The following is a 26104-nucleotide window of genomic DNA, read 5'->3' on the forward strand; positions in this document are numbered from 1 at the left end:
CTTCGCACCACCGGCTCCGGACTCGTACCGAAGCCCGCACCGCACCGCCGCACCTTGTGAGGAGAGGAACCGTGACACCGCCCGACGACCGCAGCGGCCAGTACGGCGTTCCGTACCCTGGCACGGGCCACGACGCCTTCGGAGCACCCGGCGCCGGCCACGGTCAGCAGTACGGTCGGCACCAGTACGGGCAGCCCCAGCAGCACCCGTACGCCCGGCCCGAGGAGCAGTACGGCCAGTACGACCCGTACGCCCGGCCGCAGCCCGCCTTCGACACCCCGCCGCCCGGCTACCCGACGCCGCCCGGCCAGGTGCCCGCCCAGGACCCCGGCCACCGGCCGACCCAGGAGCCCGGGCACGTCGAGGAGTTCGAGGACGAGCAGGACTCCGGCCCGCTGATCCGGCCGTTCGCCATGACCGGCGGTCGCACCCGGCCCCGCTACGAACTCGCGCTGGAGGCCCTGGTCTCCGCCGACGTCGATCCGCAGCGTCTGGCCACCCTCCTCCCCGAGCACCAGCGGATCTGCACGCTGTGCACGGAGGTCAAGTCCGTCGCCGAGGTCTCGGCACTGCTCTCACTTCCCCTGGGAGTCGCCCGGATCCTCGTGGCCGACCTGGCCGAGGCCGGCCTCGTCGCCATCCACCAGCCCGCTTCCGGGGGCGAATCCGGAAACCAGCCCGACGTCACGCTGCTCGAAAGGGTCCTCAGTGGACTTCGCAAGCTCTAACGCGGCCGCCCCCACCCGCGCCACCACCTCCGCGAAGATCGTCATCGCGGGCGGCTTCGGTGTCGGCAAGACCACGCTCGTCGGCGCCGTCTCCGAGATCAACCCCCTGCGCACCGAAGCCGTCATGACCTCGGCCTCCGCCGGCATCGACGACATCAGCCACGTCTCCGGCAAGACGACCACCACCGTCGCCATGGACTTCGGCCGCATCACCCTCGACGAAGACCTCATCCTCTACCTCTTCGGCACCCCCGGACAGGACCGCTTCTGGTTCATGTGGGACGACCTGGTCCGAGGCGCCATCGGAGCCGTCGTCCTCGTCGACACCCGCCGCCTCGCCGACTGCTTCCCCGCCCTCGACTACTTCGAGAACAGCGGCCTGCCCTTCGTCGTCGCCCTCAACGGCTTCGACGGCCACCAGCCCCACACCGCCGACGAAGTCCGCGAAGCCCTCCAACTCGGCCCCGACACCCCCGTCATCACCCTCGACGCCCGCCGACGCGACAGCGCCAAGAGCGCCCTCATCACCCTCGTCGAACACGCCCTCCTCGCCCGACTCCGCTAGGGGGCGCAGGAGGGCGCGACGGCCGGGGCCTCGCGGCAGCAGCGCCGCACGGCCGCAGGGCGTCACGGCAGCGGTGCCTCACGGCAGCGGTGCCTCACGGCAGCGGCCCGCCGGACCCGTTTCGGGTCCAGCGGGCCGCCGTCGGGCCGCCGTCGGGTCTCCGTCGGGCCGGGCGCGGTCAGGCGGACGGCTCCGAGCGCTCCGCCGGCTCCAGCCCGGCCCGGATCAGGCCGTAGGTGTACGCGTCCTCCAGGGCCAGCCAGGAGGCGGCGACCACGTTGTCGGCCACGCCGACCGTGGACCAGCTCGCGGTGCCGTCGGTGGACTCGATCAGCACCCGGGTCTTGGAGCCGGTGCCGTGCTGGCCCTCCAGGATGCGGACCTTGTAGTCCACCAACTCGAAGGTGGCCAGCGGCGGGTAGGTGCCCTCCAGGGCCGTCCGCAGCGCCTGGTCCAGCGCGTTGACCGGACCGTTGCCCTCGCCGACGGCGATCCGGCGCTCGCCCTTGGCCCACAGCTTCACCGTGGCCTCGTTGCCGGAGACCCCGCCCGGGCCCTGCTCGCTGATGGTCCGCCAGGACTCCAGGCGGTAGAAGCGGTCCCGGCTGCCGCGGACCTCGTCGCGCAGCAGCAGCTCGAAGGAGGCGTCGGCGGACTCGTAGGTGTAGCCGAGGTTCTCCTGCTCCTTCACCTTGGCCACCACCCGGCCGGCCAGGTCGCGGTCGGTGGAGAGGTCGTAGCCGAGCTCCTTGCCCTTGAGCTCCACCGAGGCCCGGCCGGCCATGTCGGAGACCAGCATCCGCATGGTGTTGCCGACCAGTTCGGGGTCGGTGTGCTGGTACAGGTCCGGGTCGACCTTGATCGCCGAGGCGTGCAGGCCGGCCTTGTGGGCGAAGGCCGAGAAGCCGACGTACGGCTGGTGGGTGGACGGGGTCAGGTTGACCAGTTCGGCGATCGCGTGCGAGATCCGGGTCATCTCGGCCAGCCGGCCCGCGGGCAGGACCCGGCGGTCGTACTTCAACTCCAGCGCGCCGACCACCGGGAACAGGTTGGCGTTGCCGACCCGCTCGCCGTAGCCGTTCGCGGTGCACTGCACGTGGGTGGCGCCCGCGTCCACCGCGGCCAGGGTGTTGGCCACCGCGCAGCCGGTGTCGTCCTGGGCGTGCATGCCGACCCGGGCGCCGGTCGCGGCGATCACGTCCGCGACGGTGTCCCGGACGCCGGCCGGCAGCATCCCGCCGTTGGTGTCGCACAGCACCACCACGTCCGCCCCGGCCCGGTGCGCGGTGCGCACCACGGCGAGGGCGTACTCGCGGTTGTCCCGGTAGCCGTCGAAGAAGTGCTCGCAGTCGAGGAAGACCCGGCGGCCCTGGCCGCGGAGGAACTCGACGCTGTCCCGGATCATCTCCAGGTTCTCGTCCAGCGTGGTGCGCAGCGCCAGCTCGACGTGGCGGTCGTGGGCCTTGGCCACCAGGGTGACCACCGGCGCGCCGGAGGCGACCAGCGCGGCCAGCTGCGGGTCCTCGGCGGCCTTGCCGCCGGCCCGGCGGGTGGCGCCGAAGGCGACCAGCTGTGCGTGGCGCAGCTCCAGTTCGGCGGCGGCGCGGGCGAAGAACTCGGTGTCCCGGGGGTTGGCCCCCGGCCAGCCGCCCTCGATGAAGCCGACCCCGAACTCGTCCAGGTGCCGGGCGATGGCCAGCTTGTCCGCCACCGTCAGGTTGATGCCCTCACGCTGCGCGCCGTCGCGCAGGGTGGTGTCGAACACGTGGAAGCTGTCGTCGGTACGGCTGACCTCGGTCATGACCCCTGGTTCTCCGTTCGGGGAGGTTGGTACTGCTCTGCCGGATTTCTCGTCCCGGCTCCACTGTCCAGGATCCCGCGCGCGGCCCCGGTGTCCCCGGGCCCCTTGTGGGGGCCCTCGGCCGGTCCGGGCTGTGCTCACCGGGACGGAGCCCAGAAAGCGAAAAGACCCCTCGCGGGTGCGAGAGGTCTGCGCGCGGGTCTGGACGCTCGTGGTCGCTCCGCATCGGGTCCTGCGGGAGCGGTCACTGCGGACCGGCGCGCCTGCTGCCAATAATCAGCGAAAGCGAGGACACGCCCGCAGTCTGGCACAGCCTCCGGGATCCGGCCCGCCCGTCTCGCGATGCGGAACGGGGCAGGCCGGAGGGGGTGCCCGGCGTCCGCGGAATCAGACGATCTTGTGCAGCCAGCCGTGGGTGTCGGGGCTCTGGCCGCCCTGGATGGCCAGCAGGGCCTTGCGCAGCTCCATGGTGACCGGGCCGGGCTCGCCGGTGCCGACGGTCCAGTCGGCGGCCGCGGACTTCACCGAGCCGACCGGGGTGATGACGGCGGCGGTGCCGCAGGCGAAGACCTCGGTGAGGGTGCCGTCGGCGTTCGCCTGCTGCCACTCGTCGGTGGAGATCTTCCGCTCCTCGACCGCGTAGCCGAGGTCGGCGGCGAGCTGGAGCAGCGAGTCGCGGGTGATGCCGGGCAGCAGGGCGCCGGACAGCTCCGGGGTGACGATCTTCGCGCCCTCGCCCTCACCGAAGACGAAGTACAGGTTCATCCCGCCCATCTCCTCGACCCACCGGTGCTCGGCGGCGTCGAGCCAGACCACCTGGTCGCAGCCCTTCTCGGCGGCCTGGGCCTGGGCGACCAGCGAGGCCGCGTAGTTGCCCGCGCACTTGGCGGCGCCGGTGCCGCCGGGCGCGGCGCGGACGTACTCCTTGGAGAGCCAGACCGAGACCGGCTTGACGCCGCCCGGGAAGTAGGCGCCGGCCGGCGAGGCGATGATCATGAACAGGTAGGAGTTCGCCGGACGCACGCCCAGACCGACCTCGGTGGCGAACATGAACGGGCGCAGGTAGAGGCTCTGCTCCGGCTCGTTCGGGACCCAGGCCCGCTCCTGCTGGACCAGCAGCTCGACCGCCTCGACGAAGGCCTCCACCGGCAGCTCCGGCATCGCCAGACGGCGGGCCGAGGCCTGGAAGCGGAGGGCGTTGGCCTCGGGGCGGAAGGTCGCGATGGAGCCGTCGGCCTGGCGGTAGGCCTTGAGGCCCTCGAAGATCGCCTGACCGTAGTGCAGGGTCATGTTCGCCGGGTCCATCTCCACCGGCGCGTACGGGACCAGCTGCGCGTCGTGCCAACCACGGCCCTCGGTCCAGCTGATGGTGACCATGTGGTCGGTGAAGACGCGGCCGAAGCCGGGGTTGGTCAGCCGGGCCTGGCGCTCCGCTGCCGACAGCGGGTGGGCGGAGGGCTTGAGGTCGAACGTGATGGGCGCCTGGGTGGGCGTGCTCATGGCTGTTTCCTTCACCGTGGGGTTCGTTCGGGCCGCCACCGCCGAAGGAACGATACGGCTCTCCAACGCCGGAACGAACGCACAACGGCACGGCCCCACTGTCGATACTCGCATCCAGAGGGCCGTGCCGAACAGTTGCCCGCCCCTTGGGGAGCTGCAAACTGCGGTTATGCGGAGCGGCCCGGCCGGCCGGATCCGCTCGGGTTCCGGCCGGCCTAGCCGGCTACTCGCTCGGCGAGCGCGTCGCCGACCTCGGAGGTGGAACGGGCGGCGGAGCGCTCGGCGAGGTCCGCCGCGACGGCGGCCTCGACCCTGGCGGCCTCGGCGGCGAAGCCGAGGTGCTCCAGCAGCATGGCGACCGACAGCACGGTGGCGGTCGGGTCGGCCTTGCCCTGGCCGGCGATGTCCGGCGCCGAGCCGTGCACCGGCTCGAACATGGACGGGAACTCGCCGCTCGGGTTGATGTTGCCGCTCGCAGCCAAGCCGATGCCGCCGGTGACGGCCGCGGCCAGGTCGGTCAGGATGTCGCCGAACAGGTTGTCGGTGACGATGACGTCGAAGCGCTCCGGCTGGGTGACGAAGAAGATGGTCGCCGCGTCGACGTGCAGGTAGTCGGTGGTGACCTCGGGGAACTCCTCGCCGACCTCGGCGAAGATCCGCGTCCACAGGTGCCCGGCGTGCACCAGCACGTTGTTCTTGTGCACCAGGGTGAGCTTCTTGCGCGGCCGCGCCTGGGCCCGGCGGTAGGCGTCGCGCACCACGCGCTCGATGCCGTACGCGGTGTTCAGGCTGACCTCGGTGGCCACCTCGTGCGGGGTGCCGGTGCGCAGCGAGCCGCCGTTGCCGACGTACGGGCCCTCGGTGCCCTCGCGGACGACCACGAAGTCGATCGCCGGCTGACCGGCCAGCGGGGAGGCGACCCCGGGGAAGAGCCGGCCCGGCCGCAGGTTGATGTGGTGGTCGAAGGCGAACCGCAGCTTGAGCAGCAGCCCGCGCTCCAGCACCCCGGACGGGACGCTCGGGTCCCCGATGGCGCCCAGCAGGATCGCGTCGAAGGCCTTGAGCTCGGCCAGCACGTCGTCCGGCAGCGTCTCCCCGGTCCGGTGGTAGCGCCGGGCCCCGAGGTCGTACTCGGTGGTCTCCAGCTTCACGTCGGCGGGGAGCACGGCGCCGAGGACCTTGAGGCCTTCGGCCACCACCTCCTGGCCGATGCCGTCACCCGGGACAACTGCGAGACGAATGGTGCGAGACATGCTCGGACCCTACTCCCGCGTCCCAGGTACTGACACCTCGCGTCCACTATTCGGACGGGTCGATCAGGTCGACCTCAACCGGAAACGGCCGATCGACCTTCAGCTGCTTGTGGTAGATGCCGGTCAGGCCATAGGCCCTGGTGGCCGGGTCCAGCTCGTACACGTAGACGACCGGGCGGCCCTCGTCATCGTCCTCGACCCTCCAGAAGTGGGCGATTCCAGCAGCGGCATACTTCCGGGGCTTGGTGTCACGGTCACGTTCCTGCGACTCCTCAGACACAACCTCCACCGCCAGCAGCACATCCTCCGGTTGGCAGGAGGTCACCTTTCGTCCCTTGGGGCTGGTGTTGGCCCGCTTGTCGACGATCAGAAGATCCGGTTCCAGCCTGTTGCGCCGGTTCAGCGTGACCGTCATCTCTCGCCACACAGCCCATCCGGGCGGAACCGCCGCCACCAGCGCCCACTCCAGAATCCGGAGCGTCGACATATGGAACATGGTCTGCGGACTCACGAAGATCAGGCTCCCGTCGATCAGCTCGGTGTGCGGCGGGAGATCCGGCAGCCGGTCCAGGTCTTCGGCGGTGTATCCGCCGACCGGCGGGCGAAGCCAGTCGGGGTACTGCTCGATGCTCATGGTTCCTCCCATACGGGCATCCTGGCGGCCTTCTCAGGCTACTCGGCAAAGCGTCCTCGGGCGTCACTCCTTTGAGGGGGCGCGGGTGGCCAGGGGTGCGCCGGGGGCGCGCTTAGGGTGGCGGGGTCCGGGATTCCTGGCAGAACGGGGCGCGTGGGTGAAGGCCGAACGGCGGCGGGAGGTGCTGGTCTGCGGGGCCGCGGCCGGGCTGGCGATGGGTGCTTTCGCATTGGCCGCGGCGGTGCGCGGGCGGTGGCCGGGCGGGGCCGGCGCGATCGCCGTGCCGTACCACGCGCACCTGTGGGACCTGCTGCACGGGCAGGCCACCGGGGACCTGCTGTTCAACTGGAACAGCGGCTACGGCGTCCCGTTCCTGGCGGACTTCTTCGCCTACCTGATGAACCCGTTCTCCTGGCCGACCGCGCTCCTCCCCCGCGACCAGGGGCAACTCGCCGTCTTCCTGGTCGCCCTGGCCACCATCGGCCTGGGCACCGCCCTGATGGCCCACCTGCTCGGCCGGCTGCACCCCGGCCCCCGGTGGCTGCGGGTGTTCGCCGCCGTCGGGTACGGGCTCTGCGCCTGGGTGCTGGACATCGGCGGCGGGGCGCCGATGTGGCTGTGGGGCCTGGTCTCGCTGCCGCTGCTCGGCCTGGTCGGGGACTGGTGCCTGCACGAGCGCCGCTGGGTGGTCGGCGCGCTGTGCGTCGCGCTCGCCTGGGCGGGCAACCTCTACACCGCGGCGCTGGCCACCCTGGTCGCCGGACTCCTGTTCGCCGTACGGCTGTTCGCCACCCCGCGCGCGTTCCGGCACCGGGTCCGGGCGGCCGGGCGGGCGGTCACCCTGACCACCGCCGGGGTGCTGCTCGCCGCCCCCGTGCTGTTCGTCGCCGTCCGGGCCGCCCGCGGCGCCCAGCCGGAGTCCCCGGTGCAGCCGCTCGGCCCCTCCGGCCTGGACGGGCACCTCGCCCAGCTGCTGCCCGCCATCACCGGCGGCCGGCCGCTGCCGGACGTGGCGATCGGGGTGCTCGGCCTGCTGCTGGTGTGCGGGCTGCCGTTCAACCGCCGGGTGCGGGTCCGCGAGCGGGCGGCCTGGTGCACGGCGCTGCTGCTGGTGGTGCTGAGCTTCGTCTGGACCCCGACGGTGCTGGTCTGGCACGGCCTGGCGATCCCGGCCGGCGGGCCGTACCGGGTCTCCTTCGTGCTCAGCGGGCTGCTGGTGCTGGCCGGTTGGGTGTCTCTCGCGCACCGGCCGGACCTGACGACCCTGCTGGGCGGCGCCGCGCTGACCGCGGCGATCGCCGCCCTGGCGGCGGCCCGGGGCTCGGTGCACGCCTCCACCTGGGCGCTGCTGGGGGTCGGCGGCGCCGTCCTGCTGGCCGCGCTCGCGGCGCTGGACCGCCGGCACACCGACCGCCGGGTGACGGCGCTGGCCACCTGGGTGATCGGCGGCGCGGTGCTCGGCAACGCGGTCTGGTCCGGGTACGCGGCGCTCGGCGCGGCCCCGGACGACGGCGTCTCCCCCGCCGCCGTCCGGGCCGGGCACGCCGCGGTACGGGCCGGCGCCGACTGGCCGGACCTGCGCAGCGACCCCGGCCCGCACGCCTTCACCCCCAACGACCCGCTGCTGCTGAACGGCCAGGGCGGCGGCTACTCCAGCGGCTACCTGCCGACCGTCGCCGCCCTGCTGCTGCACGACCTCGGCGCGGGCTGGACGGCCGGCGGCCGGCAGACCGGGGGCGTCACCGACCCGGTCGGCCAGGCGCTGTTCGGGGTCGGCGCCCACCTGGACGACGCATCGCGGCCCCCGGGCTTCACCGCCGTCCGGGCCCCCGCGCCGCCCCTGGTCACCGTGCTGCCGCCGGGCGCCCGGCCGGCCACCTCCTCGGTCTGGTCCCGCCAGGAGTCGCTGCTCGGCAGCCAGGTGTACGACGTCCCGCTGCCCGTCCCGGCCGGCGGCCCGGCGCCCACCCTGCACGGCACCAGCGGCTGGTCGGTGCCGGGCGGTGCGGAGGGCACGGTGTTCACGGCCGCCTGCACCCCGGGCTCGACGGCGTACATCCACCCGCTCTGGTACCGCGGCGCGGTCAGCGGCCTGGGCACCGACTTCCCGAGCGACGGCGAGCAGCCCACCACGGCCGTGCCCGTGCACCGGCTGGGGACCGTCCCGGCCGACGGCACGGTCCGGGTGACCCTGCGCTCGGACGTGGTCAGCCAAGTCCCCGCCCGCCCGATCGGCTGCCTGCGGGCCGACGCCCTGGCGGCCGCCGTCACCCGGCTGACCGCCACCGGCGCCACCCGGGTCGAGGCCGGCGGCCACAGCCTGACCGCCGCCCTGCCGGCCGGCTCCACCGGCACCGCGCTGTTCTCCGTCCCCGCCACCGAGGGCTGGACCTGCGCCGTCGACGGCGGCACCCCTGCCGTGCCCACCCCGGTCCTCGGCATGATCGGCGTCCCGCTCGGCGGCGGCGCCGGCCGGGTCTCCTGCGGCTTCCGCCCGCCCGGCCTCACCGAGGGCCTCACCGTCGCCACCGGCACCGCCGCCGTGCTCGTCCTGGTCGCGGTCTTCGCCCGGCTCTCCCGCCGCCCCACCCGCGTCCCGCGCCGCGAACGCCGGCTGGCCGCCCGGGACTGAGCGGGCAGCGGTTGAGCGGACAGCGAGAGGGGCGGACAGCGCGAGGGGCGGACAGCGTCAGGGCCCGTCTTCAAACCCCCGGTCGTCCGCCCGGAGGGCGGGCGGGGCGGCGTTGGGGTGCGTGCATCGCAAGGCGGAGGAGGGAGTCCATGCGGTGGGGGCACCTCCCGGCCGAAGGCTGGGGGCCATCGGCGACCGACGACAACGCGGCGAGGTGCGTGCCCTGGGGGTACCTCCCGGCCGAAGGCTGGGGGAGCGTCGGCCCGCAGGCGGGGGTTTGAAGACGGGCCCTAGGGGCGGCCCGCCGGAGGTTCCGGCGGGCCGCCCCTGCGCCGGGTCACGGCAGGTCGAGCACCTGGGCCCGGCGGTCCGCCGGGTTGAAGTGGTACAGCAGCAGGAGCCGGGAGCCGTCGCCGGGCGCGCGGTGCACGTCGAGCAGGGTGCCGGGGCTCGCCGGGGTGGCCATCACGGCCGGACCGGTGAGGCCGGCCCGCACGGTGAGGGCCGGGTGCAGGACGTCCAGCGGGACGGTCGGGCGGGTGCCGCGCAGGCCGATCGCGGAGAAGGAGTCGGCCGGGTCGGGCGTGCCGGGGGCGGCCACGCCGGTCCAGACCCCGTACCGGACGGTGCTGTGCCCGGGCCCGACGCCGGGCAGGGCGCTCAGCCGAACCGGGAGCACCACCACGTCGCTGTCCAGCAGTTCGGTGTCGGTGTCGCCCCAGCGGGCGTTCAGCGGCTGGACGTCGAGTTCGGCGCCGGTGCGGGCGTCCAGCGCCCGGGAGACCAGGACGTCGCTGCCGCGCAGCCGGTCGGCCTTGAGGACCACGTCGGTGACGCCGTCCCCGTCGGTGTCCAGCGACACCCGCACCCCGTACAGCCCGACCGGGGTGGCCGCGGGGGCCCACAGCCGGGCGCCCACGTACAGCAGGTCGGCGTCGGCGGCCGCGCCGACGGCCCGCAGGTCCGCGACCCGGTCGCCGGGGTGTTCGACGCAGGGTTCCTGGGACGGTTCGGCCGACTCCCCGGTGTCCTCGGGCCGGATGCCCGCGCCGGGGCCGACGGCCTTGCCGTCGCCGGGCCGGCAGTCCGGCCAGCGGGCGCCCTCGCCGCCGAGGGCGAAGGCGCTGACCAGTCCGGGGGCCGCGCCGGGCGCGGCCCGGCCCCCGAGGGTGACCAGGGTGCCGTCCCGGGCGGTCCGGGCGGAGGCGGCGACGCCGAGGTCGCCGGTGGGGCGCGGGGCGGCGAACACCGGGACCCGCAGCTGCGGCAGGGCCCGGTCGGTGACCGGGCTGAACAGCACCCGGCCGGACAGCTCGCCCCGGTAGCTGCGGGCCCGGCCGCCCTGCTCGGTGTCGATGGTCGGATCGGGCACGCGCCCCAGCCGCCCCGGGACGGACAGCGTGACCCGCACCCGCGCGGTGCCGCCGGCCGGCACCTCCACCTGTCCCGGGCTCACCTCGAAGGCGGCGCCCGGCAGTTCGGTGGCGGCCGCGTAGCCGGTGCGGTAACTCAGCGGCGCGGACGAGTGGTTGGCGAGCTCGATCTCACGGACCAGGGCGGTCGGCCCGCCGACCTCGACCGGCCCGTAGGAGACCCCGACGCCGCCCGGCGCCGCGCCCTCCCCCGCCGCGTAGGCCACCACCGGGGTGCGGACCGCCCCGTCGACCCGGGCCCGCCCCGCGCCGGTGCGCTCGGGCCCGTAGACCGGCCCGCTGTGGTCGTCGCCGAGGTAGGTGTCCGTGCCGGTGTTCATCAGGGCGGCCTTGACCTGCTCGACCGGCCAGTCCGGGTGGGCGGCGCGGACCAGCGCGGCCAGTCCGGCGACGTGCGGGCTGGCCATCGAGGTGCCGTTCTCGCGCTGGCCGCCGGTGCCGCTGCCGACCAGGGCGGACCAGATGGTCTCCCCGGGGGCGGCGAGGTCGGGCTTGACCACGCCGGGCAGGCCGATGCCCCGTGAGGTGAAGTCGGTGAGGGTGTCGACCCGGGCCGGCTGGTTCCGCGCGACCGAGCCGTGCAGCGGGTTGCCGGGCGCGGCGAGCCGCACCTGGACGTCCCCGTCGGCGGCGGCCTTCAATAGCCGTTCGCCGTCCGCCCGGCCGAGCAGGACGGCCGGGATCCGGTCGTCGCCGGAGATCTCGGCCAGGTGGTCGGTGTCGGCGGCGTAGAGCGCGCCGATCGCCCCGGCGTCGGCGGCGTGGTCGGCCCGCGGGCCGGAGTTGCAGGCCCGGTCGGGGTCGCGGGTGTTCCAGGTGAGCACCGCGATCCGGCCCTTGAGGCGCTGCTTGTCGGCCTCGCTGAACTCGGTGCAGCCGTCCGCCTGGTCGGCGGGCACGGCGAGTCCGCCGGTCACCTCGGCGGTGGTCCAGCCCCGGTAGCGCTCGCTCCAGTGGCCGGGGACGACCCCGGCCTGCGCGGCGGGGGCGAGCACGGTGATGCCGTCCACGTCGGCGTGCCCGTGCACGGAGGCGGCCACGGTGACCGCCCGCACGGCCGTGCCGGGGCTGCCGCCGATGCCGTACACGTCGCCCTCGTTGCCGGCCGCCGCGACCACCACGGTGCCCAGTTCGGCGAGCCGGTCGACGGCCAGCGCGTCGGCGTCGTCGGGGCTGCCGAAGCGGCTGCCGAGGGAGAGGTTGACCACGTCGAGCCGGTCGCCGAGGTCGCCGTCGCCGTTCGGATCGGCGGCCAGGTCGAGGGCCTGGGCGAGCCGGTCGGTGGAGCCGTCGCAGCCGAACACCCGGATCGCGTACAGCTGCGCGCCGGGGGCGGCGCCGGGGCCGATCCGGAACGAGGCCGGGTCGAGCCCGGGCCGGTAGGGCCCGGCGTACGGGCGGCCGTCGGCGGTGACGCCGTACCCGGCGGCCGTCCCGGCGACGTGGGTGCCGTGCCCGTTGCGCACGCAGTCCAGCGGGTTGTCGCTGGGGTGCGGCACCGGCTGGTGGTTCGGGGCGGCCGGGTCGGGGTTGTAGTCGTCGCCGACCAGGTCCTTGCCGCCGACCACCTTGGCGTTGGGGAACAGCGCGGCCGGGGCGGGCTTGCCGCGCTCGACGGAGCGGAAGGCCTCCTCGGTGCCGGGGCCGCCGAAGTCGGCGTGGGTGTAGTCGATGCCGCTGTCGATGATGCCGATCCGCACGCCCCGACCGGTGTTCCCGTCCGGCGCGGTGTCCCCGGACCAGACCTGCGGGGCGCCGGTCAGCGGGACGGAGTAGGCGTTGTCGCGCTGCTTGTTCACGATCGGGTGGACGGCCCGGACGCCGGGCAGCGCCCGCAGGGCGGGCAGCCGGTCGGCGGGGAGGCTGACCGCCAGGCCGGTGAGCAGGGTGCGGGTGCGGTAGAGCTCGCGGGCGGCGGGCGCCGAGCGGTGGACGGCCCCGGCGAGCCGGTCGAGCGCGTCCCCGGCCCGGGAGCGCTGGGCGGCGCCCGCCCGGGCGGCCTCCCGGCGGACGGCGTCCGGCGAGCGACGGGCCCGCCGGGCGCCGTCGGCGGCGCTGCGCCAGGCCGGTCCGGCCGCCTCGGTGTCGAGTTCGAGCAGGACGGAGGCCGTCCGGCCCGGCGGTCCCGCGCTGGGCGGTCCGGCGCTGGGCGGGCCGCCCGCGGCCGGGGTGGCGGCGAGCGCCGCGCCGGTGGCCAGCAGGACGAGCGTGAGGCCGATCCGGGCGACCGGTCGGCGGACGGGTGGCAGACGCACTGGTGACTCTCCCCCGGGAGGGGGACTGATCCGCACACCGTGTCGCAGACGCCCGCCCGCGCGGACGTCGATCACCCTTCCGGGGGCCCCAAATTAGGATGATCGCGATGACGGGGGCGAGTGACTTCCCTCGAACGGGTCCCGTTCGCACCCGATGGGGTGACGCGACGTCAGCCCGGTCGGCCCAGTAGTCCGATCAACGCCGATCGACGGCGATCAACGCCGGTCGACGGCGCCGGCCGGCCCCGGCCGCGCTCAGTGGCCGGTGGCGCCGCCGTTGTCCCGGCGGTCCAGCGAGCGCTGCAGCGCGGCGGCGGCGAAGGGGTTCCGCTCGGCGGCCCGGCGGCGGCGCGGGGCGCGGACGGGGGTGGCGGCGGGGGCGGTGGTGGCGTGGCGGTCGGCGGTGGTGGGCATACCGGGCTCCTTGGAAGCGGCGCGCGGGCAAGCGCGGCAGGGGGTGGGAGGGGTACGCGCGGGGGCAGGGATCGCCTGCCCGTGGGGGCGCACGCGCACACGGGCCGCACACCCTGGCTACAGGGGCGGCACACCGTATGGCCCTTCCACGGTACGACCCCGCCCCGGCCGTGTCTGCACGAATACTCGGATTTCCTAGTATCTGAGACGGCGGCCACCCGGGGGGACGCAGCAGGGCCCGGACCGCCGTTGGAACGGCGGTCCGGGCCCTGGTCAGGGCGGTGCGGGGGTCAGCCCAGGTCGACCGAGCGCGCGAAGCGGGCGCCGATCTCGGCGGCGATCGCCGTCAGCACGTCCTGCGGGATCTCGCTGTCCACGGTGATCGAGGCGAGCGCGCTGCCGCCGTCCCGGGCGACCTGCATGCCCGCGATGTTGATGCCCGCGTCACCGAGGTGGCGGCCGAGCACGCCGACCACGCCGGGGCGGTCCTCGTACTTGAAGAAGGCCATGTGGTCGGTGAGCGCCACGTCGACGTCGAAGGTGTCCACGCCGACGATCTTCTGGGCCTGCTTGGGGCCGGCCAGCGTACCGGAGATGGCGATCTCCTCGCCGTTGCCGAGCGTGCCGCGCACGGTGATCACGTTGCGGTGCTCGGCGCTCTCGCTGGAGGTGGTCAGGCGGACCTCGACACCGCGCTCCTGGGCGAACAGCGGGGCGTTGACGTAGGACACCGTCTCCGCCACGACGTCCTCGAACACGCCCTTGAGCGCGGACAGTTCGAGCACCTTCACGTCGTGCTGGGTGATCTCGCCGCGGACCTCGACGTCCAGCCGGACGGCCACCTCGCCGGCCAGCGCGGTGAAGATCCGGCCGAGCTTCTCGGCCAGCGGCAGGCCCGGGCGCACGTCCTCGGCGATCACGCCGCCCTGGACGTTGACGGCGTCCGGTACCAGCTCGCCGGCCAGCGCCAGGCGCACCGACCTGGCGACCGCGATGCCGGCCTTCTCCTGCGCCTCGTCGGTGGAGGCGCCCAGGTGCGGGGTGGCGACCACGTTGTCGAAGGCGAACAGCGGGGAGTCGGTGCACGGCTCCTTGGCGTAGACGTCCAGGCCCGCGCCGGCCACCCGGCCCTCGCGCAGGGCGGCGGCGAGCGCCTCCTCGTCCACGATGCCGCCGCGGGCGGCGTTGACGATGCGCACGCTCGGCTTGACCTTGTGCAGCGCCTCGTCGCCGATCAGGCCGATCGTCTCGGGGGTCTTGGGGAGGTGGACGGTGATGAAGTCCGAGACCTCCAGCAGCTCCTCCAGCGAGACCAGCTTGACGCCCATCTGGGCGGCCCGGGCGGCCTGGATGTAGGGGTCGTACGCGACGATCTTCATCCCGAACGCGGACATCCGCTGGGCGACCAGGACACCGATCCGGCCGAGGCCGACCACGCCGAGGGTCTTCTCGCTCAGCTCGACGCCGGTGTACTTGTTGCGCTTCCACTCGCCCTGCTTGAGCGCCGCGTTGGCCGGGGCGATGTTGCGGGCGACGGAGATCAGCAGGCCGCAGGCGAGCTCGGCGGCGGTGACGATGTTGGAGGTCGGCGCGTTCACGACCATCACGCCGGCCTTGGTGGCGGCGGACACGTCCACGTTGTCCAGGCCGACGCCGGCCCGGGCGACGACCTTGAGCTTGCGGGCGGCGGCCAGCGCCTCGGCGTCGACCTTGGTGGCGGAGCGGATCAGGATCGCGTCCACGTCGGCGATCGCGGTGAGCAGCTCGGTGCGGTCGGCGCCGTTGCAGTGGCGGATCTCGAAGTCGGGGCCGAGGGCGTCGACGGTGGCGGGCGAAAGCTCTTCGGCGATCAGAACGACGGCGCTTCTGGATGTCACAGTGCTCACGACAGTGGGTCCTTAACTGTCCGGTTCCCCGGCGCACGTAGGTGGCGTGTGAGGGCGGGGAAGGTGGCATGCCGCGTAAGTAGACGCACGACGCTGTGGGCCTGACGCGCACTCGGAGTGTATCGACGGGCTGGGTGCCCGGCTGCTCCCGTCCGGCGAAATCACCCGGACGAGAGCAGCCGACTTGTACAAGGGCGTTACAAAATGCCCCGCCCCGAGGAGGTTCAGGCCTTCTCGTTGACCCAGCTCATCAGCGAGCGCAGCTTCTTGCCGGTGGTCTCCAGCAGGTGGTCCTCGTCGGCCTTCTTGTACTCGTTGTACTTGGGCAGACCGGCCTTGTACTCGGCGATCCAGGTGTTGGCGAAGGTGCCGTCCTGGATCTCGGCCAGGACCTTCTTCATCTCGGCCTTGGTGTCGGCGGTGATGATGCGCGGGCCGGTGACGTAGTCGCCCCACTCGGCGGTCTCGGAGACCGACCACCGCATCTTCTCCAGGCCGCCCTCGTACATCAGGTCGACGATCAGCTTGAGCTCGTGCAGGCACTCGAAGTAGGCGATCTCCGGCTGGTAGCCGGCCTCGACCAGGGTCTCGAACCCGGCCTTCACCAGGGCGGCGGTGCCACCGCAGAGGACGGCCTGCTCGCCGAACAGGTCGGTCTCGGTCTCCTCGGTGAAGGTGGTCTTGATGACGCCGGCCTTGGTGGCGCCCAGGCCCTTGGCGTAGGACAGCGCGAGGGCGAAGGCGTTGCCCGAGGCGTCCTGCTCGACCGCGACGATCGCGGGGACGCCGCGGCCCTCCTCGTACTGGCGGCGGACCAGGTGGCCCGGGCCCTTCGGGGCGACCATGCAGACGTCGACGTCCGCCGGGGGCTTGATGAAGCCGAAGCGGATGTTCAGGCCGTGGCCGAAGAACAGGGCGTCGCCCGCCTTGAGGTGCGGCGCGATGTCGGCCTCGTAGACGTCGGCCTGGATCGGGTCCGGCACCAGGATCATGATGACGTCGGCCTCGGCGGCGGCCTCGGCGGGGGTGACCACGCGCAGCCCGGCCTCCTCGGCCTTGGCGCGGGACTTGGACTCCGGCTTGAGGCCGACCCGGACGTCGGCGCCGGAGTCGCGCAGGGACAGCGCGTGGGCGTGGCCCTGGCTGCCGTAGCCGATGACCGCGACCTTGCGGCCCTGGATGATGGACAGGTCGGCGTCGTCTTCGTAGAACAGCTCGGCCACGGGGGCACATCTCCTTGCGTGTGGGTGCCGGGTACGCGGTTTCCTACCGTATGCGCACCCGGCGGGGTGCGGTCGTTTTACTTCAGAAGGTGAGACAGCGCTGGGGTCAGGCGCTGCGGTCGAGGGCGCGCAGCGAGCGGTCCGTGATGGAACGCGCGCCGCGGCCGATGGCGACCAGGCCGGACTGGACCAACTCCTTGATGCCGTAAGGCTCCAGCATCCGGAGCATGGCCTCCAGCTTGTCCGAGCTGCCGGTGGCCTCGATGGTCACCGCCTCCGGCGACACGTCGACGGTCTTGGCACGGAACAGCTGGACGATCTCGACGATCTGCGACCGGGTCTCGTTGTCGGCGCGGACCTTCACCAGGACCAGTTCCCGCTGGATCGCAGCGGCCTGGTCGAGTTCGACGATCTTTATCACGTTCACGAGCTTGTTGAGCTGCTTGGTGACCTGTTCCAGCGGGAGGTCCTCGACGTTGACCACGATCGTCATCCGGGACACGTCCGGGTGCTCGGTCGGGCCGACGGCGAGGGAGTCGATGTTGAAGCCCCGACGGGAGAACAGCGCGGCGATGCGGGCGAGCACGCCGGGCTTGTTCTCGACCAGGACGGAGAGGGTGTGCTTGGACATGTGGTTCCTCAGTCGTTCTGGAGGGTTTCGGGGCGGTCAGTCGAGATCGTCGCCGAAGTCGGGCCGGACGCCCTTGGCGAACTGGATCTCGTCGTTGCTGGTGCCGGCCGCGACCATCGGCCACACCATCGCGTCCTGGTGGACGATGAAGTCGATGACCACCGGGCGGTCGTTGATCTCCATCGCCTGCCGGATCACCGCGTCGAGGTCCTCGGGGCGCTCGCAGCGCAGGCCGACGCAGCCCATCGCCTCGGACAGCAGGACGAAGTCGGGGATCCGGGTGCCCTGGGCCGGCGGCTCGATGCCGTCGTGCTCCGGGCCGGAGTGCAGCACGGTGTTGGAGTAGCGCTGGTTGTAGAACAGCGTCTGCCACTGCCGGACCATGCCCAGCGAGCCGTTGTTGATGACCGCGACCTTGATCGGGATGTCGTTCAGGGCGCAGGTGACCAGTTCCTGGTTGGTCATCTGGAAGCAGCCGTCGCCGTCGATGGCCCAGACCGCCGACTCCGGGCGGCCCGCCTTGGCGCCCATCGCCGCCGGGACGGCGTAGCCCATGGTGCCGGCGCCGCCGGAGTTGAGCCAGGTGCCGGGCTTCTCGAAGCGGATGTACTGCGAGCTCCACATCTGGTGCTGGCCGACGCCCGCCGCGTAGATCGCCTCCGGGCCGACCAGTTGGCCGATCCGCTCGATGACCTGCTGCGGGGAGAGCTGGCCGTCCGGGGCCGGCTCGAAGCCCAGCGGGTAGGTCTTCTTCCACTCGTCGAGCTTCTCCCACCACTCGGCGTAGTCGCCCTTGTGGCCGGCATCGAACTCGGCCTGGACGGCGACGATCAGGTCGGCCAGCACCTCGCGGGCGTCGCCGACGATCGGCACGTCCGCCGGGCGGTTCTTGCCGATCTCGGCCGGGTCGATGTCCGCGTGCACGATCTTGGCGTACGGGGCGAAGCTGTCCAGCTTGCCGGTGACCCGGTCGTCGAAGCGGGCGCCGAGGGTGAACAGCAGGTCCGACTTCTGCAGCGCGGTGACGGCCGGGACGGAGCCGTGCATGCCGGGCATGCCCAGGTGCTGCGGGTGGCTGTCCGGGAAGGCGCCGAGCGCCATCAGGGTGGTGACGACGGGGGCGCCGGTCAGCTCGGCGAGGATCCGCAGCTCGGCGGTGGCGTTCGCCTTGAGCACGCCGCCGCCGACGTAGAGCACCGGGCGCTTGCTGGCGACCAGCAGCTTCGCGGCCTCGCGGATCTGCTTGGCGTGCGGCTTGGTGACCGGGCGGTAGCCGGGCAGCGCGGTCTCGACCGGCCAGCGGAAGGTGGTGGTGGCCTGGAGGGCGTCCTTGGCGATGTCGACCAGGACCGGGCCGGGGCGGCCGGTGGCGGCGATGTGGAAGGCCTCGGCGATCACCCGGGGGATCTCGGCCGGGTCGGTGACCAGGTAGTTGTGCTTGGTGATCGGCATCGTGATGCCGCAGATGTCCGCCTCCTGGAAGGCGTCGGTGCCGATCGCCTTGGAGGCGACCTGGCCGGTGATCGCGACGATCGGCACGGAGTCCATGTACGCGTCGGCGATCGGGGTGACCAGGTTGGTGGCACCGGGGCCGGAGGTGGCCATGCAGACCCCGACCCGACCGGTGGCCTGGGCGTAGCCGGTGGCGGCGTGACCGGCGCCCTGCTCGTGCCGGACCAGGATGTGGCGCACCTTGACCGAGTCCATCAGCGGGTCGTACGCGGGAAGGATGGCCCCGCCCGGGATGCCGAAGACGGTGTCGGCGCCCACGGCCTCGAGCGAGCGGATGAGCGACTGGGCGCCGGTCATGGTCTCGACGACGTGCTGGGGAGCCTGGGCGGCCGGGGTGTCCCCGCGGCGGGGGGATGCGGCGTGCTCGGTCATCTGCCTGTCTCTTCTCGGGTTTTGCCGGCCCGGTGCTGCGGGCCCCGGTGCTGCGAGGGTGGGGTCCCGGTCCGGGCCGATCGCCGGCTCTGCCTCAATCGTCCCGCCGATTCCGACAAGTCGGACGCTTCGGGGCGGTCGGGGCCAGGGGTCTTGCGGTGGGAACAGCGTCAGTGCAACAAAAAACCCCTCGTGCCCAAGGGCATGCGAGGGGTGGCGCGTCGGTCTGTCACGAGCGGGGCGTGCGAGCCCACTCAGCCGACGCGCCCGCCAAGTACGAGAATTCGGGTGCGCATGGCAACGACCTTCCTCCCGTCCGGGGTGGCGTGTCAAGCAGGTGGGATGACCGTCTCGCCATGCGGACCGGCTCCCGGACCGGCCACGGCCCGGTGTTCGGGCAGGTCGGGGGCCCCGTGGTGAGGTACGACACGTCCTCCCTGGGCGTCCGTGCGGCCACTCGTCCGGGTGTCCGGGGCGAGGTGGGCGCGGCGGGCGGAGAGCGGGCCGAGCGGCTTGGGCAGCGGATAGCCGCGGCGGGCCAGCGCCCGGCGCAACCGGGTCTCGTCCAGCGGCGGGGCGAAGGCCGAGCCCTGGCCCAGCCGGCAGCCCAGCTCCTGGAGGACGGCGACCTGCCGGGGCAGGTCCACCCCCTCGGCGGCGGTGGCCATCCCGAGGTCCCGGCCGAGCCGCAGGGCGTGCCCGGCCAGGGTGCGGCTGAGCGCGGACTCGCCCAGGTCCTGGACCAGCGTGCGGTCCAGCTTGAGCCCGTCCAGCGGCAGTCTGCCGAGCGCCCCCAGCGAGCCGCTGCCCGCGCCGTAACCGGCCAGCCAGGTGGAGACGCCGAGCCCGCGCAGCGCGGCCAGCCGGCGGCCGAGTTCGTCCGCGAGCTGGTCCGGGCCCATCCGGGCCACCTCGATCACCAGCTCGCCGGCCGGCAGCCCGCTGTCGCGCAGCGCCGCGGCCACCGTCTCGTACAGGCCGGGCGAGCAGAGCCGCTCGACCGAGAGCCGGACGGCCACCGGGACGGGCGCCGGGGCGCCGGGGCGCCGGCCGGCCGGGTCGCGGCGGTCGGCCGCGGCCGCCACCGCCTCGTGCACCAGCCAGCGGGAGAAGCGGGTCGCCGCGTCGCCGTGCTCGGTCGAGCGCATGAACTCGGCCGGGGTGAGCAGCAGCCCGCCCGCCGAACGCCAGCGGGCCTGGGCCTCGACGGCGGTCACCGCTCCGCTGGCGAGGTCCACCACGGGCTGGTGGAGCAGGGTGAAGCCGCCCTCCCGGACGGCCACCCGCAGCCGTTCCTCCAGCTCGGTGCGGCGCTCCAGGTCGGCCCGCATCGCGGGGGCGTAGAGCACCACCCGGCCCTTGCCCTCGGACTTGGCCCGGTACATCGCCAGGTCGGCGTTGCGCATCAGCTCGTCGGCGGCGGCCCTGGGGTCGGCGGCCGGGCCGCGTTCGGGGGTGCCGAAGGCGATGCCGATGCTGGCGGCGACGCCGAGTTCGACGCCGCCGATCCAGTACGGCTCGGACAGCGCGACCCGCAGCCGCTCGGCCAGTTCCTGGACCTGGAGCCGGCCGAGCGGGCCGCAGACCAGCGCGGCGAACTCGTCGCCGCCGAACCGGGCCACGGTGTCCCCGCAGCGGACGGCGCCCTGCAGCCGGCGGGAGGCCTGCACCAGCAGTTCGTCGCCGACCTGGTGGCCGGCGGTGTCGTTGACCGCCTTGAAGCCGTCCAGGTCGAGGAAGAGCACCGCGACGCCGGCGCCCGTCCCGCCCTGCTGGCCGCGGGTGCCGAGGGCGCCGCGCAGCCGCTGGGTGAACAGCGCCCGGTTGGGCAGGTCGGTGAGCGGGTCGTGGAAGGCGTTGTGCTGCAACTGGGCCTGGAGCATGACGCGTTCGGTGACGTCCCGGCTGTTCAGCAGCAGCCCGTCGCGGTGCCGGCTGACGGTCGACTCGACGTGCAGCCACTCCCCGATCCCGGAGCTGATCCGGCACTCCACCCGGGCCGAGGGCTCGACCGTGCCCGGGGTGCGGTGGGCGGCGAGCCGCACCCGCGCGAGGTAGCGGCGGACCTCGGCGAGCACCCGGTCCACGTCCTCGGGGTGGACCAGGTCCAGCAGGTTGCCGCCGACCAGTTCCTCCGGGTCCCGCCCGTAGACGCCGAGCGCCGCCGGGGAGACGTACGAGAGCACGCCGTTGGCCCCGGCGATCATGATGACGTCGCTGGACCCCTGCACCAGGGAGCGGAAGTGCGACTCCTTGTGGGCGAGCTCCTGGGCCAGCGAGAGGTTGTCGAGCAGCATGACGCCCTGCCTGAGGATCAGTGCCAGCCCGACGGTGCACGCGGCCGCGGCCACCACGCGGTCCAACTGCCGCCCGCCGAGGGCGTTGTAGAGGATTCCGGCGGTGCACACCGCGGCGGCCGCGTACGGCGTGAGCGCACTGAACGTGGTGGCCACCCGGCGGCGCGGCAGGCCGCCGGCCGAGGGGTGCTCGCGCAGCGGGCGGCGCCAGCGCGACGACCACGGCGCCCAGGCGAGCAGCAGGCTGCCGGAGAACCAGCCGGCGTCCAGCAGTTCGCCGGAGTGGTAGTTGCTGTGCAGCTCCGGGGAGGTGAACAGGGCGTCGCAGATGACCGTGACGGCGAGCGCGAGCATCGCGGTGTGCACCGCCGCCCGGTTGCCGTCCCGGCCGCCGAAGCGCAGCCCCACCACCAGGCTGACCAGCAGGATGTCCAGCACCGGGTAGGCCAGGTTGAGGGCCAGCCGCAGTGGGGAGCCGGCCTCGCCGGCCGCGATCCGGCCGAGCGCCAGGCTCCAGCTGAGGGTGAACAGCGAGCCGGCGATCAGCCAGCCGTCGAGCAGCAGGCACAGCCAGCCGGCCGCCGTCCGCGGGTGCTGGGCGAGCACCAGCACACCGGTGATGGCGAGCGGGGCGAACAGCAGGAAGGCGTACGGGGCGAGCGAGTCCTGCGGCAGCGCGGTGCGCACCACCACCTCGTACCAGCCCCAGGTGCCGTTGCCGAAGGCCACCATGAGCGAGGAGAGGCCGAACAGCAGCCAGGCCGGGCGGGCGTGGCCGGCGACCGTGCAGCCGTACACCAGGCAGGACAGCGCGGCCGCCAGGGCTGCCGCGGCGAGCCCGAAGTCGCCCATGAAGGAGGCGAGTTGGCTGGATCCCCAGTTGGTGGCGGCGCCCAGCGCATAGGCCAGGCAGAGCGCGCCGAGGACCAGTCCGGGCAGCGAGCGGCTCTCCCGGAGCCGGCCCAGCGGGCCGCGCCCGACCGGCCCCGGCGGCTCGGGCTCGGACGTGTCGGCGGGCGGTACGCCCGGTCGTCCGGATCCGGGCAGCACCGTATCGGTGGAGCTCACTCGGCCTCTCCCCCTCCGGCCCGGGGCCTGGCGCCCCGGCCACGGACCACCGGCCGCGCACCTCTCGACCGTACGCGGTGGCCTGGCGCCCCGTCGGGACGGCGGCCCAGGGGGTGGGCGGCCGTCCGGCCACCGCACCGCACCGATGCTCCCGTTCGGGACCCTACACCAATTCCGTCACTCAATGACACGCACACTCAACTTAGAGTAATGGCGACAGAGCGGGGAAAGGCACCCCATTCCGACCGATCGGCCCGGTTGGCGGCGGCGCGCGGACAGGGGCTCACGCGGCGCGCACGGGAGCACGCGACGGCGCCCACCCACCCCGGGGGCACCGGTCGCCGACCGTCCGGACACGGTCGGCGACCTGCGGGTTCACCGCCCCGAGGGGGCCAGGTCGTCGGGGAACAGACGCAACCGGTGGGCCAGCGCGGCGGCCTCGCCTCGACCGCCGACCTCCAGCTTGCCCAGGATGTTGGACACGTGCACGCTTGCGGTCTTCGGAGAGATGTACAGCTCCTCGGCGATCTGCCGGTTGGTCCAGCCCCGGGCGAGCAACCGGAGCACGTCCCGCTCACGGGGGGTGAGCCCGAAGGAGTCCCCGACCGTCGGGGCCGGTCCGCCCGCGGCGGCCGGGCGTTCCACCGGGGCCAGGGTGAGCCCCGCGCGCTCCGCCAGTGCGGTGACCTGCGCCCCGAGCGGTCGGTCCCCCCGGGCGTCCGCCAGTTCGCCCGCCTCGCGCAGCAGTTCGGTCGCGGCCTCGCGCCGCCCCGCCCGTACCTGGGCCTCGGCGCCGCGCAGCAGGGCGAGCGCCAGCGGGTACGGCAGGCCGGTCGCCCGCAGCTCGGTGGCCGCCTGCGCCCAGTGCTCGGCCGTGTCGGCGGCCGCGGCCCGGGCCAGCTCGGCCTCCAGCAGCCGGGCCCAGCCGTGGTGCAGCGGCGACTGGGGCCGCAGCTGGGTGGCCGCGGCGGCGATCGCGGTCAGCGCCTCGGCCCGGCCCGCCGCGGTCTCCGGCACGCCCAGGCTGTCCGCCTCCACTCCGGCGGCCTCCACCAGCAGCGGGTAGACGTCGGACTCGTAGCCGAGCCGCCCCTCCTCCGCGAGCGCGGCGAGCAGTTCCGCCCGGGCGTCCAGCGGCCGCCCGGTGTGCGCGGCGATCCGCACCGCCAGCCGGCTGATCGGCACGCTGTGCTGCGCCTGGCCGGTCCGGTTGGCGGACCGGGCCTGGGCCAGCATGGTCGCCGCGGTCGCGAGGTCGCCCCGCAGCAGGGCGAGGTCGCCGCGCATCCGGTCCAGAAACTCCGCGTGCGAGCCGGGCAGCCCGATCAGCTCGCTGGCGTCGAGCAGCTCCTCCGCCTCCCGCACCTGCCCGAGGTCGGCGAGCGCCTCCACCAGGTTGCCCGTCAGGATGTTGCCGATGTTGCGCTGCAGGCCGTTGCCGTCCGCGAACTCCAGGCCCTCCCGGGCCAGTCGGACGGCCTCCTCGGCCCGGCCCAGTCCGCGCTGCATGCTGGCCAGGTTGTTGATGCCGCGCAGCAGGAGGTCGGGGATGCCCAGCGCCCGGGCCCGCTCGACCGCGGCCGTCAGCTCGGCCAGCCCGCCCTCGGCGTCGCCCAGCAGGTCGTAGCGCAGGCTGCCGAGCGTCATCCGGGCGTGCACCTCGACCGAGTGGGCGCCGACCTGCCGGGCGATCCCGATCGCCCGCTCGGCCAGCTCCAGGTGTTCGGGGCGGGGCCCGCGCACCACCGACACGCCCGCGGCCAGGGCGAACACCTCGGCCTGGGTCGCGGACGGCGGCAGGTGCTCCACCAGCCGGTGGGCGCGGGTGATCTCCTCGTCGTCCCCGGAGCGGCGCAGGTTGCCCAGCATCCGGGCCCGGTTGATCCGGAACCAGGCGGCGCGCACCGGGTGCTCGGCCTCGTCGACCAGCCGGATGCCGCGCTTGGCCAGGCTCAGCCCGCGCTCGCGGTCGCCGCAGCGCCGGGCCGCGACCACCGCCTCGGCCAGCACGTCGACCAGTTGGATCCGGTCGCAGTCCGCGTCCGCGGGGCTGTGGTCGCAGGCGCCGGGCGGGTAGGTCTCGGCCCAGTCGTACGGACGCAGGGTGTGCGCCAGCACCTCCTCGGAGACCAGGTCCCACAGCTCCAACGCCCGCTCCAGCATGCCGAGTTGCTCGGCAAAGGCATTGCGGCGACGGGCCGCGCGGGCGGCGTCCAGGGCGGTCGGCAGGGCCCGGGCCGGATCGTGGGCGTGGTACCAGTAGTTGGCCAGCCGGGCGGGCAGCGCGTCCGCCGGGACGAGCTGCGGCCGGGCCTCCACGGCGAGCGCGAACCTGCGGTTGATCCGGTGCCGTTCGCCGGGCAGCAGGTCGTCCGAGACGGCCTCGCGCACCAGCGCGTGCCGGAACCGGTAGCCCTCGCCCTCGCTGTCCGGGCGCAGGATGTTGGCGCCCACGGCCGCCCGCAGCGCCTCGATCAGCGCCTCCTCGTCGTCGGCCAGGACGGCGGCCAGCAGGGCGTGTTCGACGTGCGAGCCGCCCTCGGCGGCGATCCGCACCACCTTCTGGGCCTCCTCGTCCAGGCTCTCCACCCGGACCAGCAGGATGTCGCGCAGCGAGTCGGTCAGACCGGCGCCGCAGCCGTCCTCGAAGGCGGTGGCCAGTTCCTCGACGAAGAACGGGTTCCCCTCCGAGCGGCGCAGGATCCGGTCCACCAGCTGGCGGTCGGGGGCGCCGGTGCCGAGGATGCCGGCCAGCTGGGCCGCGACCTCGCGGCGGCCGAACCGCTCCAGCTCCAGGCGCTGCACGGTGCGCAGCCGCTCCAGCTCGGCCAGGAAGGGGCGCAGCGGGTGGCGGCGGTGCAGGTCGTCGGTGCGGTAGGTGGCGACCAGCAGCACCCGGGAGCGGTGCAGGGTGCGCACCAGGAAGGCGAGCAGCTCGCGGGTGGAGCGGTCGGACCAGTGCAGGTCCTCCACCGCGAGCACGAGGGTACGTTCCGCGCCGAACCGTTCGAACAGTCTTGCGGTGTGCTCGAACAGTCGGGCCCGGCCGTACTCGTCGTTGGGTTCGCCGTCCCCCTCGCCGAACTCGGAGAGCAGCCGGGCGAGATGGCCCTCGCTGCCGGCCGCGGCCGCCTCGAACTCGGTGCCCAGCGAGCGGTGCAGCCGGCGCAGCGCGGCGGCCAGCGGGGCGTAGGGCAGGCCCTCGGCGCCGACCTCCAGACAGCTGCCGAGCGTGGTGACCGCTCCCCCGTCGGCGGCCCGCTGCAGGAACTCCTCCAGCAGCCGGGTCTTGCCGATCCCGGCCTCGCCGCCGATCAGCACGGCCTGCGGGCTGCCGCTGCCCGCCCGGCGCAGCGCGTCGGTCAGTTCGGTGATCTCGCTGCCGCGACCGACGAAGACGGGACTCACCGATATCTGCTGCATGGAGGCGAGCATGCCATAGCCGGAGCCACTGGTGAGAGGGGTTATCTCGCGGGGCGAACGCCCGGAGGGGGAGGCGCTCACCCGCTGCGCCTCCCCCTCCGGAACTGCATCGGCACCGTCCTGGTGCCGGGTCGTCAGCATTCCGTCTGACGCACGGGGCGCCGCTGGAAGCGGGCGGCCACCGGACGGCGGCGCAGCCGGGCGACCTGCCTGGCCTCGCGGACCAGACGCTCGTGCTCGGCGCGGGCTTCGAGCTCGTGGGCCTGCTGCTGGATGAGCTGGTACTCGATCACTTCGGGTTCCCCCTGGGGTTTCACCTTCGTTTCCCTGACATGTAAGAGCTTCCTCCCCCAGTGGGGGGTGCCACATCGGGAGCGTGCCCCATCTTCCGAAGGCCGAGTGCCTTAGATTCGGCGCCAGAAAAGGTTTAAGGCCCCGTCTCACCTAGATACGTAGGTGAGACGGGGCCTTAGGCCT

Annotated in this window: 16 protein-coding genes; 3 read left to right on the forward strand and 13 right to left on the reverse strand. The window is 73.8% G+C overall.

Going from position 1 to position 26104, the window contains the following annotated elements:
• Window positions 1–71: 71 nt before the first annotated feature.
• Window positions 72–728 carry a DUF742 domain-containing protein gene (locus ACIQWA_RS11320; protein ID WP_402481007.1) on the forward strand — a complete coding sequence of 219 codons (657 nt, stop codon included), beginning with the start codon at window positions 72–74 and terminating at the stop codon, window positions 726–728.
• Window positions 709–1293 (forward strand): ATP/GTP-binding protein, encoded by a 585-nt coding sequence (locus ACIQWA_RS11325; protein ID WP_360233028.1) that lies wholly within the window; start codon window positions 709–711, stop codon window positions 1291–1293. The genes ACIQWA_RS11320 and ACIQWA_RS11325 overlap by 20 nt, the downstream gene beginning before the upstream one ends.
• Window positions 1294–1471: 178 nt before the next feature.
• On the opposite strand, the gene cimA is transcribed toward ACIQWA_RS11325, so the two are convergent.
• The 4 genes from cimA to ACIQWA_RS11345 all read right to left on the reverse strand — a co-directional run bounded on the left by cimA (window position 1472) and on the right by ACIQWA_RS11345 (window position 6481).
• Entirely contained in the window at window positions 1472–3094 is a 1623-nt protein-coding gene (cimA, locus tag ACIQWA_RS11330) for a citramalate synthase (RefSeq protein ID WP_402481011.1), read from the reverse strand.
• A 387-nt stretch (window positions 3095–3481) separates the two neighbouring features.
• Entirely contained in the window at window positions 3482–4594 is a 1113-nt protein-coding gene (locus ACIQWA_RS11335) for a branched-chain amino acid aminotransferase (RefSeq protein ID WP_402481014.1), read from the reverse strand.
• A gap of 215 nt (window positions 4595–4809) precedes the next feature.
• The gene (locus ACIQWA_RS11340) at window positions 4810–5847 is read right to left on the reverse strand and encodes a 3-isopropylmalate dehydrogenase (protein ID WP_402481017.1); all 1038 of its coding nucleotides are present in this window, start codon (window positions 5845–5847) and stop codon (window positions 4810–4812) included.
• 46 nt (window positions 5848–5893) lie between these two features.
• The gene (locus ACIQWA_RS11345; RefSeq protein ID WP_402481020.1) at window positions 5894–6481 is read right to left on the reverse strand and encodes a Uma2 family endonuclease; all 588 of its coding nucleotides are present in this window, start codon (window positions 6479–6481) and stop codon (window positions 5894–5896) included.
• A 157-nt stretch (window positions 6482–6638) separates the two neighbouring features.
• Between ACIQWA_RS11345 and ACIQWA_RS11350 the strand changes: the two genes are divergently transcribed.
• Window positions 6639–9113 (forward strand): YfhO family protein, encoded by a 2475-nt coding sequence (locus ACIQWA_RS11350; RefSeq protein ID WP_402481021.1) that lies wholly within the window; start codon window positions 6639–6641, stop codon window positions 9111–9113.
• A 337-nt stretch (window positions 9114–9450) separates the two neighbouring features.
• On the opposite strand, the gene ACIQWA_RS11355 is transcribed toward ACIQWA_RS11350, so the two are convergent.
• The 9 genes from ACIQWA_RS11355 to ACIQWA_RS11395 form a co-directional block, all read right to left on the reverse strand.
• Complete coding sequence (locus tag ACIQWA_RS11355; RefSeq protein ID WP_402481023.1) at window positions 9451–12801, reverse strand: S8 family serine peptidase; 3351 nt, start codon at window positions 12799–12801, stop codon at window positions 9451–9453.
• A 255-nt stretch (window positions 12802–13056) separates the two neighbouring features.
• On the reverse strand, window positions 13057–13215 hold the full coding sequence (locus tag ACIQWA_RS11360; protein ID WP_360233010.1) for a hypothetical protein: 159 nt from the start codon (window positions 13213–13215) through the stop codon (window positions 13057–13059).
• A gap of 290 nt (window positions 13216–13505) precedes the next feature.
• Complete coding sequence (gene serA / locus ACIQWA_RS11365) at window positions 13506–15092, reverse strand: phosphoglycerate dehydrogenase (RefSeq protein WP_402481593.1); 1587 nt, start codon at window positions 15090–15092, stop codon at window positions 13506–13508.
• A gap of 233 nt (window positions 15093–15325) precedes the next feature.
• The gene (ilvC, locus tag ACIQWA_RS11370; protein ID WP_360233004.1) at window positions 15326–16324 is read right to left on the reverse strand and encodes a ketol-acid reductoisomerase; all 999 of its coding nucleotides are present in this window, start codon (window positions 16322–16324) and stop codon (window positions 15326–15328) included.
• 106 nt (window positions 16325–16430) lie between these two features.
• Window positions 16431–16955 (reverse strand): acetolactate synthase small subunit, encoded by a 525-nt coding sequence (ilvN, locus tag ACIQWA_RS11375; protein ID WP_097236150.1) that lies wholly within the window; start codon window positions 16953–16955, stop codon window positions 16431–16433.
• A gap of 36 nt (window positions 16956–16991) precedes the next feature.
• Window positions 16992–18839: an acetolactate synthase large subunit gene (locus ACIQWA_RS11380; RefSeq protein WP_360233001.1), complete on the reverse strand. Its 1848-nt coding sequence runs from the start codon at window positions 18837–18839 to the stop codon at window positions 16992–16994.
• 329 nt (window positions 18840–19168) lie between these two features.
• Window positions 19169–22102: a putative bifunctional diguanylate cyclase/phosphodiesterase gene (locus ACIQWA_RS11385; protein ID WP_402481595.1), complete on the reverse strand. Its 2934-nt coding sequence runs from the start codon at window positions 22100–22102 to the stop codon at window positions 19169–19171.
• A 477-nt stretch (window positions 22103–22579) separates the two neighbouring features.
• The gene (locus ACIQWA_RS11390; RefSeq protein ID WP_402481028.1) at window positions 22580–25627 is read right to left on the reverse strand and encodes a helix-turn-helix transcriptional regulator; all 3048 of its coding nucleotides are present in this window, start codon (window positions 25625–25627) and stop codon (window positions 22580–22582) included.
• 134 nt (window positions 25628–25761) lie between these two features.
• A complete protein-coding gene (locus tag ACIQWA_RS11395) occupies window positions 25762–25920 on the reverse strand; it encodes a hypothetical protein (protein ID WP_360232995.1) in 159 nt (52 codons plus the stop codon).
• Window positions 25921–26104: the final 184 nt, after the last annotated feature.

It is taken from the genome of Kitasatospora sp. NPDC098652, assembly GCF_044760155.1.
GTDB lineage: Bacteria > Actinomycetota > Actinomycetes > Streptomycetales > Streptomycetaceae > Kitasatospora.

Coding starts and splice junctions, on each gene's coding strand:
- ACIQWA_RS11340 (WP_402481017.1), bottom strand. CDS start 5,847: ATGTCTCGCACCATTCGTCTCGCAGTTGTCCCGGGTGACGGCATCGGC.
- ACIQWA_RS11335 (WP_402481014.1), bottom strand. CDS start 4,594: ATGAGCACGCCCACCCAGGCGCCCATCACGTTCGACCTCAAGCCCTCC.
- ACIQWA_RS11380 (WP_360233001.1), bottom strand. CDS start 18,839: ATGACCGAGCACGCCGCATCCCCCCGCCGCGGGGACACCCCGGCCGCC.
- ACIQWA_RS11345 (WP_402481020.1), bottom strand. CDS start 6,481: ATGAGCATCGAGCAGTACCCCGACTGGCTTCGCCCGCCGGTCGGCGGA.
- cimA (WP_402481011.1), bottom strand. CDS start 3,094: ATGACCGAGGTCAGCCGTACCGACGACAGCTTCCACGTGTTCGACACC.
- ACIQWA_RS11360 (WP_360233010.1), bottom strand. CDS start 13,215: ATGCCCACCACCGCCGACCGCCACGCCACCACCGCCCCCGCCGCCACC.
- ilvN (WP_097236150.1), bottom strand. CDS start 16,955: ATGTCCAAGCACACCCTCTCCGTCCTGGTCGAGAACAAGCCCGGCGTG.
- ACIQWA_RS11390 (WP_402481028.1), bottom strand. CDS start 25,627: ATGCAGCAGATATCGGTGAGTCCCGTCTTCGTCGGTCGCGGCAGCGAG.